The following is an 11988-nucleotide window of genomic DNA, read 5'->3' on the forward strand; positions in this document are numbered from 1 at the left end:
ACAAGACGATTCGTCTTGTCACCCCTCAAATCACCGTGGTTCCACTGGGACAGGGGTTTTTCCGGTGGACCGGTCGGCGGCCTCGATATCGCGATCGGTCGAGGTCAGCTACAAGGCCGGATCACGGACCGGCGGTGTGGCGTCACTTCAGTGGGCGGTCTTCCAGTACGCGGTCCAGTCGGATCGGGAGTGTCCGTTGACGGAGTCCGGTGGCGTGCCAGACGGCGTTCGCGATCGCGGCGGCGGTGCCGACGGTGCCGATTTCCCCGACGCCTTTGATGCCCGACGGGTCGCCGGGTTCGTAGTCGGGTACGAAGTCGGCTTCGATGTCGGGTACGTCGGCGTGGGCGGCGATGTGGTAGCCGGCGAAGTCGGCGTTGACGTGACGGCCGGTGGCCCGATCGCGGACGCCTTCTTCGTGCAGGGCCATCGACAGCCCCATGATCATGCCACCGACGAGCTGGCTGCGTGCGAGCAGCGGGTTGATCACGCGGCCCACGGCGTACATTCCCAGCAACCGGCGCACCCGCACCTCGCCGGTCGCCGGGTCGACGGTCACTTCGCCGAACACGGCGCTGTAGGAGTGCCGTTCCATGAGGGAAAGCTCACCGAGCGACTCTGTGGTGTCGGACGAGACGGTCAGGGGCAGCGTCGCGCCGCCCAGCCGGGAGCGCAGTTTCGCCGCGGCCTCGGTGATCGCCCAGGACCAGGAGGCCGTCCCCCGGGATCCACCGGCGCCCCACGCGGGGCCGAGGTCGCTGTCCGCGATCAGCAGCCGTATCCGTTCCGGATGTACGCGCAGCGCCTCGGCCGCCACCGCGGTCAGCGCGGTGCGTGCGCCCGTGCCGATGTCGCTGGCGCCGATGGCGACGGTGAAGGCCCCGCCGGGCTCGGCGGTGATCGATGCCGTCGAGGGCAGCGCCCCGGCGGCGAAGGCGGTGGCCGCCATCCCGGTGCCGACGAGCAGGTGCCCCTCGCTCCGTGTCCGCGGCCTGTGGTCGCGTGTGGCCCAGCCGAACCGGCGAGCGCCTTCTCTCAGACACGCGACGAGGTTGCGGCGGCTGAACGGCAGGCCGGACACGGGGCCGGCGGAGGGCTCGTTGCGCAGTCGCAGTTCGAGGGGGTCCATGCGCAGCCGCTCCGCCACCTCGTCCATGGCGGATTCGAGCGCGAACGAACCGGGTGTCGCGCCGGGCCCGCGTACGGAGTACGGCGGCAGGATGTCGACCGGGACCGCGGTCCGCCGTGTACGGATCGCCCGCGCCGCGTAGAGCGTGTTGGTGAGCTCGGTGCAGTTCTCAAGGTAGTCCGCGAGCTTGGAGACCTCGAAGGCCGCTGTGTGGTCGACGGCGCGGAGCCGGCCGTCGGCATCGGCCCCGATCCGCACTCGCTGGTCGGTCGCGGGACGCATCGAGACGGTCAGGAACACCTGGTCCCGGGTCAGGGTGACGCGTATGGGCCGGTCGAACAGGGAGGTCGCCATCACCGCCAGGACCAGCTGGGGGCCGCACCCTCCTGATTTGGACCCGAAGCCGCCGCCGACGTGCGCGGAGCGGACGCGTACCTGCTTCGGGTCGAGGTGGAACAGCGTGGCCACGGTCATGGCGACCAGGAAGGGCGCCTGGTTGGAGTCGACGATCTGCAGGCGCCCGTCTTCCCACCAGGCGGTCGCGGAGTGCGGCTCCATCGCGGCGCCGTGCGCCTCGGGGGTGACGTAGCGCTCGTCGACGACCACCGCGCTCGCGGCAAGCTCCTTGTCCACGTCGCCGGTGGTGGCGTCTTCGCCGAAGAACGACGTCGCCGGCCGGGCGGCCGGGTGCTCAAGGCGGAAGTCGACGTCGTACGGTTCTTCGTCGTACGTCACCCGCAGCGCCATGGCCGCGCGGCGGGCCTGCTCCGCCGTCTCGGCCACCACCAGCGCGATCGGGCGGCCGGAGTGGGGGATCTCGTCGCTCTGCAGCAGGTGCATGCCACCGTCGGGCCCGAAGAACGATCCGGCCTCCAGGTTGAGGCGGGGCGCGTTGCGGTGGTCGATCACGCCCAGCACACCGGGCATGCCCAGGGCGGCGGAGGTGTCGATGTCGCGGATGCGTCCGCGGGTGACCGTGGAGGTGACTACCCAGGCGTGCGCCAGGTCGCTCGCCGGCTCGTCCGCGGCGTAGCGCACCGCGCCGGTGACCTTGGCTGTTCCCTCTATGCGGGGTCGCGAAGCGCCGACGGCTCCAAGGGGCGGCTCCCTGGTGCCGGATGGGGCGGCGGTACCGGCGGTGTCCGGCCAGGGGGCCGGTGCCGGGGACGGACTGGTCGAGGAGGCGGTCAAGTGGTGAGCTCCTTCAGGACGCGTGAGGGGACCGGTTCGTCATTCGGGCCGGTGGGCGAGCTCGGTCAGGACCGTCTTGATGAGGTTGCGGGCGAGCGTGACCTTGTAGGCGTTGTCGCGCAGCGGCCTGGCGGCGGACAGTTCCGCATCCGCGGCGTCGCCGAACCGGTCGGCCGTGGCGGGAGCGTCCCGTAGGACGGACTCGGCGACGTGGGCGCGCCAGGGCCTGGATGCGAGACCGCCGAGCGCGATGCGGACGCCCCGGACGATGCCCTCGTGGACGTCCAGCGCGGCCGCGACGGACGCGTTGGCGAAGGCGTAGGACGCGCGCTCGCGGACCTTGCGATAGCGCGATCGCGGGCTCGCCGCGGTGGCCGGCAGGCTGACCGCGGTGATCAGGGCGCCTGCGGGCAGGACGGTCTCCCGCTGGGGGCTCTCGCCGACCGGCAGGTAGAACGCGGACAGCGGGACCTCGTGTGTCCCGTCCAGGGTCTCGTAGTGCACGACCGCGTCGAACGCGGCCAGGGCCACGGTCATGTCCGAAGGATGGGTGGCCACGCAGTGGTCGGACCAGCCGAGGATCGCGTGGTTGTGGTGCTCTCCGGCGATCGCGGAACAGCCGGTACCCGGGGTGCGTTTGTTGCACGGCTGCGAGGGGTCCGCGAAGTAGCCGCACCGGGTCCGCTGCAGCAGGTTGCCGCCCACCGTGGCCATGTTGCGCAGTTGTCCTGACGCGCCCGCCAGCACGGCCTGGCTGAGCGCCGGATACCGGCGGCGCACCTCGGGGTGGGCCGCCAGGTCGCTGTTGGTCGTCGTCGCGCCGATGACGAGTCCGCCGCCGGGCGCCTCGCGGACGCCGTCCAGCGGCAGTCGCCTCACGTCCACCAGCCGGGTGGGTGTCTCGATGCCGTCCTTCATCAGGTCGACGAGATTGGTACCGCCGCCGAGGAACCGGGCGCCGTCGTCGCCGTCGACCAGGGCGAGGGCCTCACGGACCTGCCTGGGCCGCTGGTAGCCGAACTCCCTCATCGCGTCGCCCTTTCGCGGGACGCCGTCTCCAGCACGGCGCGCACGATCGACGGGTACGCGCCGCAGCGGCACAGGTTGCCGCTCAGCCGCTCGCGCACCTCCTCGGCGTCCAGCTCCGGCGCCGGTGCCTCGGGGGAGACGTCGGCGGTGGCCGCGCTGGGCCAGCCCTCCGCGTGCTCGGCCAGCATCCCGACGGCGGAGCAGAGCTGCCCAGGTGTGCAGTACCCGCACTGGAAACCGTCGAGTTGCACGAACGCCTGTTGCAGCGGGCGCAGTTCACCGTCCTGTGCTAGGCCCTCGACCGTCGTGACGTCCGAGCCGTCGGCGGCGACCGCCAGCGTCAGGCAGGACACGACACGCCGGCCGTCCAGCAACACCGTGCAGGCGCCGCACTGCCCGCGGTCGCAGCCCTTCTTCGGCCCGGTATGGCCGGTCTCCTCGCGGAGCGCGTCGAGCAGTGTCCTGCGATGGTCAATGGTCAGACGGTGTGTCAGGCCGTTGACATGAAGAAGTATCTCACTGCGTGTTCCGCCCGTCATATCGCATGTCCTTCCTCAATGCGGCAAACCCCCGGACAACACAGCTCCCAAGAATTTAACATTCAATCAGATTGCCAGGTGTTTCGCTTTGCCTAAAAATGGCGAAGCCTTGCACGATCCTCCGGGAGGATTGCTGGACCGTTTCTCGCCCGTGGTGTTTTAATCGGCACATGTCGCTCGACGAACTCCGGACGCTGCTGGCACGTCATGCCCGAGTCGACGGAACGACCGCCATCGAGCACGTGCTGATCGGCCGCGAGGAGTCGCAGGCACCCCACGCGTCCATGACCGGCACGGTCATGGCACTGATCGCCCAAGGCGCCAAACGTCTCGCGCTGGGCGAGTACGTGTACGAGTACCGTGCCGGGCAGTACCTGGTCGCGTCCGTCGACCTGCCTGTGACCGGCCACTTCGTCGAGGCCACCCCTCACCGTCCGGCGCTTGGTCTCGGGATGCTCCTGCAGCCCGCGGACGTCGCCGCCATGATGTTGCAGGCCGCTCCCGGCAGTTTTCCGCGGAGCGGTGCCGCACCCCCTGCCCTCGCCGTCAGCGACGCCTCCGAGGAACTCCTCGACGCCGCCGTGCGGCTGCTGCGCCTGCTCGACCGGCCGCGGGACAGGGACATGCTCGCCCCCCTCGTCAAAAAGGAGATCCTCTGGCGTCTGATCACCAGCGAGCAGGGTGCGGCGGTCCGCCAGATCGGGCTCGCCGACAGCAAGCTTTCTCATGTCACAAAAGCCGTGCAGTGGATCAGGGAGAATTACCGGGAGCCGTTCCGGGTGGAAGAGGTGGCGGAGCTCATCGGAATGAGCGCTTCCGCCTTCTACCGGAATTTCCAGGCCGTCACCGGAATGAGTCCCATTCAGTTCCAGAAGAAAATCAGACTCCATGAGGCCCGCCTTCTCCTGGCGGCACATCCGAAAGACATCGCCCACATAGGAAACCTTGTGGGGTACGACAGCCCGTCCCAGTTCAGCAGGGAGTACCGTCGCCTGTTCGGGGCGCCCCCCAGTCAGGACGCCATCAGCTTCGTCGCCCGCATGGCCGGCGAAAGGGGCTGACCGGCCGGAAGCCGCGGCCTGCGGGCGGAATACACCAGGGCGGGAGGCAGGTTGCGGTACACCGTCCTGCCCGCGACCACTTCTTCGAAGGTCAGCCGCAGTTGCGCGAGCCGTTGACGGCTCGGAGGCGCCCAGCGGGCGAAGGTGTAGGCGAACTGCGTGTACACGCCGTTCTCGGACAGCAGCGAGGCGATCTTCGGTACGAGGGCGTGGCCGTGCGGGCCGGCGAACGCCGACCAGGGCAGGCTGCTCACCACCACGTCCACCGTGTGCACGCCCCGGTCGGCGAGGATGCTGGGGAGATCCCAGGCCGAGCCGGTGACCACCTCGGCGCCGGGGAACCGCTGAACCAGATGCGTGGCGAGCCGCTCGTTCAGCTCGACCGCGATGTGACGGCCGTGGCCTGCCAGCTTGCGCTGGATCGCCTCGGTGGCGGGTCCGGTGCCCGGACCGAGTTCCACCACCACGGGCTCGCCCCGCTCTGGCACGGGTGCGACGAGGCGCTCGACGAGGCGGGCCGAACTCGGGACCAAGGAGGCCGTCCGGAGCGGACTGCGCAGGAACTCGCGGGCGAAGAACACGGTTTCACTCATGCTGTGACCTTGCGGTGAGGTGGGATCCAGGGCGGGTAGGCATTTCCTGCTACGCAGGAGAACCGATGAAATCATTCAACCGCTCTGACCTGCGGAAACAGTAGACCGATCCTCGCCGACCCTTGCACGATCCTCCTGTGCGGCCCGCCGGCTCAGGGAAGCACACCTGCCGGGGTGCGCACGGCCTGACGCAGGCGGGCGGCGTCCCGGCTGGGCGGCGCGCCGAACTGGCGGCGGTACTCCCTGCTGAACTGCGACGGGTTGTCGTAGCCGACGCGGTGGCCGACTCCGGTGACGTCGCCGGGGTGGGTGGCGAGCAGCAGCCGGGCCTCCTGCAGGCGGATCTGCTTCTGGAACTGGATGGGGCTCATCGCGGTCACCGTCTGGAAGTTGCGGTGGAAGGCGGAGACGCTCATGCCGGACAGCCGCGCCACGTCCTCGACCCGGAAGGGCTGCGCGTAGTGCTCGCGGATCCAGCGCACGGCCCGCGAGACATGGCTGAGGCTGCTGTCGGCCAGGCCGAGCTGGCGGACCATCGCACCCTGCTCGCCGGTGATCAGACGCCAGAGGATCTCGCGCTTGACCAGTGGGGCCAGCACGGCCCGGTCGTGGGGCTCGTCGAGCAGGCGCAGCAGCCGGACCACCGCGTCGAGCATGGCGGCCGGAGCGTCACTGACGGCGATCCCCGACGGCGCGCCCCCGCTGGTGTGGGGGGTGTCTCCGGGCCCGGCCCGCAGCAGCAGCTCGGCGACGGCGGACGGTTCCAGCACGAGACCGAACCCCAGCGCCGGCTCCCCGGGGTCGGCCCGGGTGAACTGCCCCGTGACGGGCAGATCGACGGATGCGACCAGGTACTGCCCGGGCCCGTACTCGAACACCCTCTCGCCCAGGGCGAGGCGTTTGGCGCCCTGGGCGATGACCGCCAGGACCGTGCCGGACATCGCGGGAGCCGGCGGATCGGGACGGTCGACCTTCGAGATGAGGACGCCGTCGATGGCAGTGGTCCAGTCGGGCCGCGCATGCCGGGCCAGCAGGGTGCGGAGCTCTTCGAGGCACATGCCTCCATTGCAACATCATTCTGTGCACGGAGTCCCGTGGCCGCGAGGATCGTGCAAGTACGGGCGAGGATCGGTCTACGTTTCAGCAGGTCGCGGCAGTTGAATAGAACCGTTCCACTCCACCGCTGAGAGAAAGCTTCAAATGACTGTCAACTATGGCTTCAACGCGACCCTGACCGCCAAGCCCGGGATGGGCGACCAGGTCGTCGAGCTGCTGCGGAGCGGCCTGAACGAAGGCAACCCCGCCGCGAGCGAACACTGCGCCGTCTACCTCATCTGCCGCTCCGCCTCCGACCCCGACGTCATCCACGTCACCGAAGGCTGGACCAGCGAGGAGGAGCACCACCGCCTCTTCGCCACCGAGGCCGCGAAGGCCATCGTCGCGCAGTTCGACGAGCTGCTGGCCAAGGAGTCCGACTACACCGACTACGTCCCGGTCGTCGGCAAGCCCTCCTTCTGACCGGTTCAACGCCCCAACCCCAGCCGCCTCGGCGTCTGCCGAGGCGGCCCCCCTTCCCGCCTGACCGCCCGGCACCATCCATGAAAGGCAATGACCATGACCATGGCACGCCCCGCCCTCGACCCCGAACTGCGCGAGCTGCTCGCCGAGATGCCCCTCATGTCTGAGCTCAGCGCTGAGGTGCTCGCCCAGCTGCGCCAGTATCCGTCGACGCCCGTCGACGCACTCCTCGCCGACCGGAAGGTCGACCGGCGCGAAGTCACCATCCCCGCCAAGGACGGCACCCCGATCCCCCTGTCGATCTTCAGCCCCGCGGGCACCGACAGCACCACCGGCGCACCCTGTGTCTACTGGATGCACGGTGGCGGGATGGTCATGGGCGACCGCTTCTCGCAGATCGACATCCCGCTGGAGTGGCTTGACGAGTTCGGCGCCGTCGTGGTCTCCGTCGACTACCGGCTCGCGCCCGAGGCCGGCGGCACGACCCTGGTCGAGGACTGCTACCAGGGACTGCTGTGGATCGCCGACCACGCCGCCGAACTGGGCATCGACCCTGGCCGGATCGTCGTCGCGGGCGCCAGCGCGGGCGGCGGCCTCACCGCCGGCGTCACCCTGCTGGCCCGCGACCTCGGCACCCCGGCGATCGCCGCGCAGGTGCTCATCTGCCCCATGCTCGACCACCGCAACACCACCACCTCCAGCAGCCAGTACTCGAACGGGCCCGGCGTCTGGACCCGCGAGATGAACGCGTTCGGATGGCGCTCCGTCCTCGGCGGCCTCCCCGACGACGAGGTGCCCGCGTTCGTCTCACCCGCCCTGGCCGACGACCTCGCGGGACTGCCGACCACCTACATCGACACCGGCTCCGCCGAAGTCTTCCGCGACGAGGACACCGACTACGCCACCCGCATCTGGGCGGCCGGCGGCCAGGCCGAACTCCACGTGTGGGCAGGCGGCTTCCACGGGTTCGACGCGCTGTACCCGCAGGCCCGCATCGCGGCCACGGCCCGCAGGACCCGCACCGACTGGCTCGCGCGAATCCTGCCTTCGGGCTCCGGCGCGTAACGCGGCCGGCCCATCCACACGCGACCAACCGCACCCTGGAGGATCATCTTGAAGGTCGCCATCGTCACGGGCGCCAGCTCGGGCATCGGACAGAGCGCCGCGATCGAGATCGCCAAGCGAGGAACCGGAATCATCCTGACCTACGGCAACAATCCGCAGGGAGGGCTGGAGACGGCCGCCGCCATCGAGAAGGAGGGCGGCACGGCCGTCGCGCTGCCGCTGGACGTCGGCGAGGCCGGCGCCTTCGCGGCCTTCCGCGACACTGTGACCGGCGTGCTGCGCGACACCTGGCAACGCGACACCTTCGACTACCTGGTCAACAACGCCGGTTACGCGCAGACGTCGCTGATCGAGGACACCACCGAGGAGACGTTCGACAGGCTCATGCGAGTCCTGCTCAAGGGACCCTACTTCCTGACGCAGAAGCTGCTGCCCCTGATGGCGGACGGAGGAGCGATCGTCAACACGAGCAGCAACGCCGTGGCGACGGCGGGCCTGGAGCCCGGATACGCCGCCTACGCGTCGATGAAGGGCGGCCTCATCGTGCTGACGCGGTACATGGCCAAGGAGTTCAGCACGCGAGGCATCCGCGTCAACGCCGTCTCACCGGGGCCGACCCGCACCCGGATCGGCGACGACGGCTTCACCCGCTTCCCCGAGGTGGTACCGGCCCTCGCCGCGAAGACGGCGCTCGGCCGGGTCGGCGAACCCGCGGACATCGGCGCGATGGTCGCCACACTGGTCTCCGACGAGGGGCGTTGGGTCACCGCCCAGAACATCGAGGTATCGGGCGGCTACAACCTCTAGGAGAAGACCACCGGAAGTCATGACACAGGGCGTCCCGCTGCCGGCTGGACGCCCGTCCTCATGCTCGTACCGCCCCTCGCATCGCGGGGGACGACTGATATCGCGCTCTCGGAAAGACGGCCGTCCGGGCGCCCGGCGTCTGGCAGACTTCGGCGTTGAGAAACCCCGACATATACCGGTTTTTAGTGGTATTGTACTGATCGTTCTAAAATATGTTACTTTCTGGGTATGGCGAGGCCGAGGAAGTTCGACGAGGGGCAGGCGGTCGACGCGGCGATGCGCGCGTTCTGGGCCGGTGGGTACGAGGCCACCTCGACGCAGGATCTGTGCGACGCCACGGGCCTTGGGCGCAGCAGCATCTACAACACCTTCAAGAGCAAGCACGACCTGTTCGGCAGGGCGCTGCGCCACTACATCGAGGCGGTATCCGGCCGGCAGATCGAGCTGCTCGGCGGTGAGGCCCCCGTGCGGGAGAAGTTCCGCGCCCTGCTCGGCCAGGTGGTCGACGACGAGTGCGGCGACCGGCGGGGATGCCTGGCGGTCAACGCCGGCATAGAGCTGGCCTCCCAGGACCCCGAGGTGGCCGGCCTGCTCAAGCGGGACTACGAACGGCGCGTCGAGGCGATGCGGGAGGCGATCGAGGCGGGTAAGCGCGCCGGCGACGTCGCGCCCGGCCGGGACGCCCTGGCTCTGGCGCACTTCATCCACGCCATGACGGGCGGGCTGCGGGTCGCCGCCCGAGGGGGGGCCGACCGTGCGGCGCTGGAAGCGGTGGTCGCCACCGCCCTCGACGCCTTGTAGCGGTCCTGTCGCCCCTGTCCGGAAACCGATCGATCCGAGATCCTGGAGACTCTGTGCCCCTCGCTGTCTACATCCTCAGCCTGGCGGTCTTCGCCCAGGGGACCTCCGAGTTCATGCTCGCCGGGCTGCTCCCCGAGATCGCCGCGGATCTCGGGGTCTCCATCCCCGACGCCGGGTTGCTGATCTCCGCCTTCGCTCTCGGGATGCTGGTGGGCGGGCCCGTGCTCGGGGTCCTCACCCTCCGATTGCCACGCCGCACGTCCTTGCTGACCTTCGTCGCCGTCTTCGTGGTCGCGCACGTCGCCGGAGCGCTGACGGGCAGCTACGGGGTCCTGCTGGCGACCAGGATCGTGGCCGCGTTCGCCTACGCGGGGTTCTGGGCGGTCACGGCGGTCGCGGTCGTGGGCATGGTGCCGTTCAACGCTCGCGGCAAGGCCCTGTCGATCGTCACGGGCGGCCTCACCGTCGCCACCATCCTCGGCGTCCCCGCGGGAACGTTCGTCGGCCAGCACTTCGGCTGGCGCGCGGCCTTCTGGGCGGTCATCGCGGCGACCGCGCTCACCGCGATCGGCCTTCCTGCCACCGTTCCCGGGGGCCGTCTTACCGGCGAGAGCGCGCCAGACCTGCGCCGGGAGCTGCGCACCATGGCCAACCCCCGTCTGTGGCTCGCGTACGGCATGACCGGGCTGTCGGCAGGCAGCGTGGTCGTCACCTTCAGCTACCTCGGCGCGCTGCTGACCGACACCACAGGACTGGACGAGTCCTGGGTTCCCGGGGTGCTCGCACTGTACGGGGTGGGGGCGCTGATCGGCATCACGATCGGCGGCCGGATCGCCGACGCGCGGCCCTTCGGCACGCTGTACACGGGGGCGGTGGGCATCATCGTCGTCTCCGTGCTGCTCGCGCTGACCCTGACCGTCGCGCCCGCGGTCGTGGTGCTGGTCTTCTTCCTGGGGTTCTTCGGGTTCTTCGTCAACCCCGCGCTGAACGTCCGCATCTACTCGATCGCCGGAGAGGCCAGGACGCTCGCCGGCGCCACGGTCTCCTCGGCGTTCAACATCGGGATCACCGTGGCCCCGTGGCTCGGCGGGCTGGCGATCGGCGCGGGGCTCGGGTACTCGTCCGTCGCCTGGACCGGTGCCGCGCTCGGTGTGGTGACCCTCGCCACCGTGCCCCTCGCCTCCGCCCTGGGCGGGCACCCGCGAGACGCCGGCCCCGCCCCGTCACTCCCGGCGACCTGACCTCCGCGCGGGCGGACGGTGCCGGACGGGCCTCACCCGTGACCGTACCTTTGACCGTGATCGGAAGCGGTCCCCGCCGGAGGCGTTCCGATGAGCGGGGACGGGCGCTCACTACACTGGGGCCGTCGTAGGACGGGGAGGTGGCCGGTGGGCAGGTGGGTCGAGGTCGGTGACCGGGCCTGGGTACGGCGCCACACCGAGCTCGACCTGTCGCTCGGCCTGGTGGCGGGCGAGCGCGCCTGCCTGGTGATCGACACCGGTCCCGACGAGGTGCGCGGCGCCGAGTTCGCGGCGGCCGTCCGCGAGCTCACCGGCCTTCCGTGGTCGGTGGTGCTGACCCACGCGCACTTCGACCACAGCTTCGGCACGGCGGCGTTCGGGCGGTGCCCGGTGTGGGCCCATCCCGTCTGCGCGATCGACCTCGCGGAGACCGGCGAAGCACAGCGCACGACCTGGGCCGGGCACTACCGCGACCAGGGAGCCCCCGAAGCCGCCGCCCACATCGAGTCCGCACGGATCGTGCCGCCCGATCGGCTCGTCGGGGGCGCCGAGGCCGTCGAGGCGGTCCGATGCGCCGACGGCGCCGGGGTCATCGACGGCGTCGGGGATGTCAGGGCCACTGCCGAGATCGACCTCGGCGGGCGGCTGGTACGGCTGTCGCACCCGGGCCCCGGGCACACCGACCACGATCTGGTGGTCCACGTGCCCGACAGCGCCCTGGTCTTCGCCGGAGACCTGGTGGAGCAGGGCGCGCCCCCGTCGTTCGGCGACGCCTTCCCGGCGGCGTGGCCGTACGCCCTCGACCGGGTGCTCGCCCTCGGGGCCCGTACGGTCGTGCCTGGCCACGGCGAGCCCGTGGACGCCGCGTTCGTGGCCCGCCAGCGGGACGAGCTCGCCGAGGTCGCGGAGCTGTGCCGGGCGGTCGGGGCCGCGGAGCTCTCGGTGCCCGAGCGGGCCCGACATCACGGGCGGCCCGTACGAGCGCGACCGCTGGGCGGTGGAATCCCGCCGCCC

12 protein-coding genes are annotated in these 11988 nt (G+C 70.4%); 7 read left to right on the forward strand and 5 right to left on the reverse strand.

The window, feature by feature from the left end; all coding sequences use genetic code 11:
- Positions 1-142 precede the first annotated feature (142 nt).
- From AB0B89_RS16470 to AB0B89_RS16480, 3 genes are read right to left on the reverse strand one after another with little or no spacing between them, the layout of a single operon-like run.
- On the reverse strand, positions 143-2320 hold the full coding sequence (locus AB0B89_RS16470) for a xanthine dehydrogenase family protein molybdopterin-binding subunit (protein WP_358553085.1): 2178 nt from the start codon (positions 2318-2320) through the stop codon (positions 143-145).
- Between the two features lie 39 nt (positions 2321-2359).
- On the reverse strand, positions 2360-3349 hold the full coding sequence (locus AB0B89_RS16475; RefSeq protein ID WP_358553087.1) for a xanthine dehydrogenase family protein subunit M: 990 nt from the start codon (positions 3347-3349) through the stop codon (positions 2360-2362).
- On the reverse strand, positions 3346-3888 hold the full coding sequence (locus AB0B89_RS16480; RefSeq protein WP_358553089.1) for a 2Fe-2S iron-sulfur cluster-binding protein: 543 nt from the start codon (positions 3886-3888) through the stop codon (positions 3346-3348). The genes AB0B89_RS16475 and AB0B89_RS16480 overlap by 4 nt, the downstream gene beginning before the upstream one ends.
- A gap of 170 nt (positions 3889-4058) precedes the next feature.
- Between AB0B89_RS16480 and AB0B89_RS16485 the strand changes: the two genes are divergently transcribed.
- Positions 4059-4949 (forward strand): AraC family transcriptional regulator, encoded by an 891-nt coding sequence (locus AB0B89_RS16485; protein ID WP_358553091.1) that lies wholly within the window; start codon positions 4059-4061, stop codon positions 4947-4949.
- Here the strand turns inward: AB0B89_RS16485 and AB0B89_RS16490 are convergent.
- Both AB0B89_RS16490 and AB0B89_RS16495 read right to left on the reverse strand, forming a co-directional pair.
- The gene (locus tag AB0B89_RS16490) at positions 4901-5542 is read right to left on the reverse strand and encodes an SAM-dependent methyltransferase (RefSeq protein ID WP_358553093.1); all 642 of its coding nucleotides are present in this window, start codon (positions 5540-5542) and stop codon (positions 4901-4903) included. The genes AB0B89_RS16485 and AB0B89_RS16490 overlap by 49 nt on opposite strands.
- 152 nt (positions 5543-5694) lie before the next feature.
- Entirely contained in the window at positions 5695-6600 is a 906-nt protein-coding gene (locus AB0B89_RS16495; RefSeq protein ID WP_358553095.1) for an AraC family transcriptional regulator, read from the reverse strand.
- 142 nt (positions 6601-6742) lie between these two features.
- Between AB0B89_RS16495 and AB0B89_RS16500 the strand changes: the two genes are divergently transcribed.
- The 6 genes from AB0B89_RS16500 to AB0B89_RS16525 form a co-directional block, all read left to right on the forward strand.
- Positions 6743-7060: an antibiotic biosynthesis monooxygenase gene (locus tag AB0B89_RS16500; protein ID WP_358553097.1), complete on the forward strand. Its 318-nt coding sequence runs from the start codon at positions 6743-6745 to the stop codon at positions 7058-7060.
- 96 nt (positions 7061-7156) lie between these two features.
- Positions 7157-8125, forward strand: a complete 969-nt coding sequence (locus tag AB0B89_RS16505) for an alpha/beta hydrolase (RefSeq protein WP_358553099.1) — start codon at positions 7157-7159, stop codon at positions 8123-8125.
- Positions 8126-8173: 48 nt separating this feature from the next.
- Positions 8174-8932 (forward strand): SDR family oxidoreductase, encoded by a 759-nt coding sequence (locus AB0B89_RS16510; protein ID WP_358553100.1) that lies wholly within the window; start codon positions 8174-8176, stop codon positions 8930-8932.
- Positions 8933-9160: 228 nt separating this feature from the next.
- Entirely contained in the window at positions 9161-9733 is a 573-nt protein-coding gene (locus AB0B89_RS16515) for a TetR/AcrR family transcriptional regulator (protein WP_358553102.1), read from the forward strand.
- Between the two features lie 53 nt (positions 9734-9786).
- Positions 9787-10974 carry a Cmx/CmrA family chloramphenicol efflux MFS transporter gene (locus AB0B89_RS16520; RefSeq protein ID WP_358553104.1) on the forward strand — a complete coding sequence of 396 codons (1188 nt, stop codon included), beginning with the start codon at positions 9787-9789 and terminating at the stop codon, positions 10972-10974.
- A 147-nt stretch (positions 10975-11121) separates the two neighbouring features.
- Positions 11122-11988 (forward strand): MBL fold metallo-hydrolase (locus AB0B89_RS16525; protein ID WP_358553106.1); only part of this gene is annotated, 867 nt, incomplete at its 3' end.

Source organism: Sphaerisporangium sp. NPDC049002 (assembly GCF_040649355.1).
Lineage (GTDB): Bacteria > Actinomycetota > Actinomycetes > Streptosporangiales > Streptosporangiaceae > Sphaerisporangium.

Excerpts from the sequence above, each read along its gene's own strand:
- AB0B89_RS16475 (WP_358553087.1), bottom strand. The coding sequence starts at position 3,349 with ATGAGGGAGTTCGGCTACCAGCGGCCCAGGCAGGTCCGTGAGGCCCTC.
- AB0B89_RS16480 (WP_358553089.1), bottom strand. The coding sequence starts at position 3,888 with ATGACGGGCGGAACACGCAGTGAGATACTTCTTCATGTCAACGGCCTG.
- AB0B89_RS16485 (WP_358553091.1), top strand. The coding sequence starts at position 4,059 with ATGTCGCTCGACGAACTCCGGACGCTGCTGGCACGTCATGCCCGAGTC.
- AB0B89_RS16490 (WP_358553093.1), bottom strand. The coding sequence starts at position 5,542 with ATGAGTGAAACCGTGTTCTTCGCCCGCGAGTTCCTGCGCAGTCCGCTC.
- AB0B89_RS16495 (WP_358553095.1), bottom strand. The coding sequence starts at position 6,600 with ATGTGCCTCGAAGAGCTCCGCACCCTGCTGGCCCGGCATGCGCGGCCC.
- AB0B89_RS16500 (WP_358553097.1), top strand. The coding sequence starts at position 6,743 with ATGACTGTCAACTATGGCTTCAACGCGACCCTGACCGCCAAGCCCGGG.
- AB0B89_RS16505 (WP_358553099.1), top strand. The coding sequence starts at position 7,157 with ATGACCATGGCACGCCCCGCCCTCGACCCCGAACTGCGCGAGCTGCTC.
- AB0B89_RS16515 (WP_358553102.1), top strand. The coding sequence starts at position 9,161 with ATGGCGAGGCCGAGGAAGTTCGACGAGGGGCAGGCGGTCGACGCGGCG.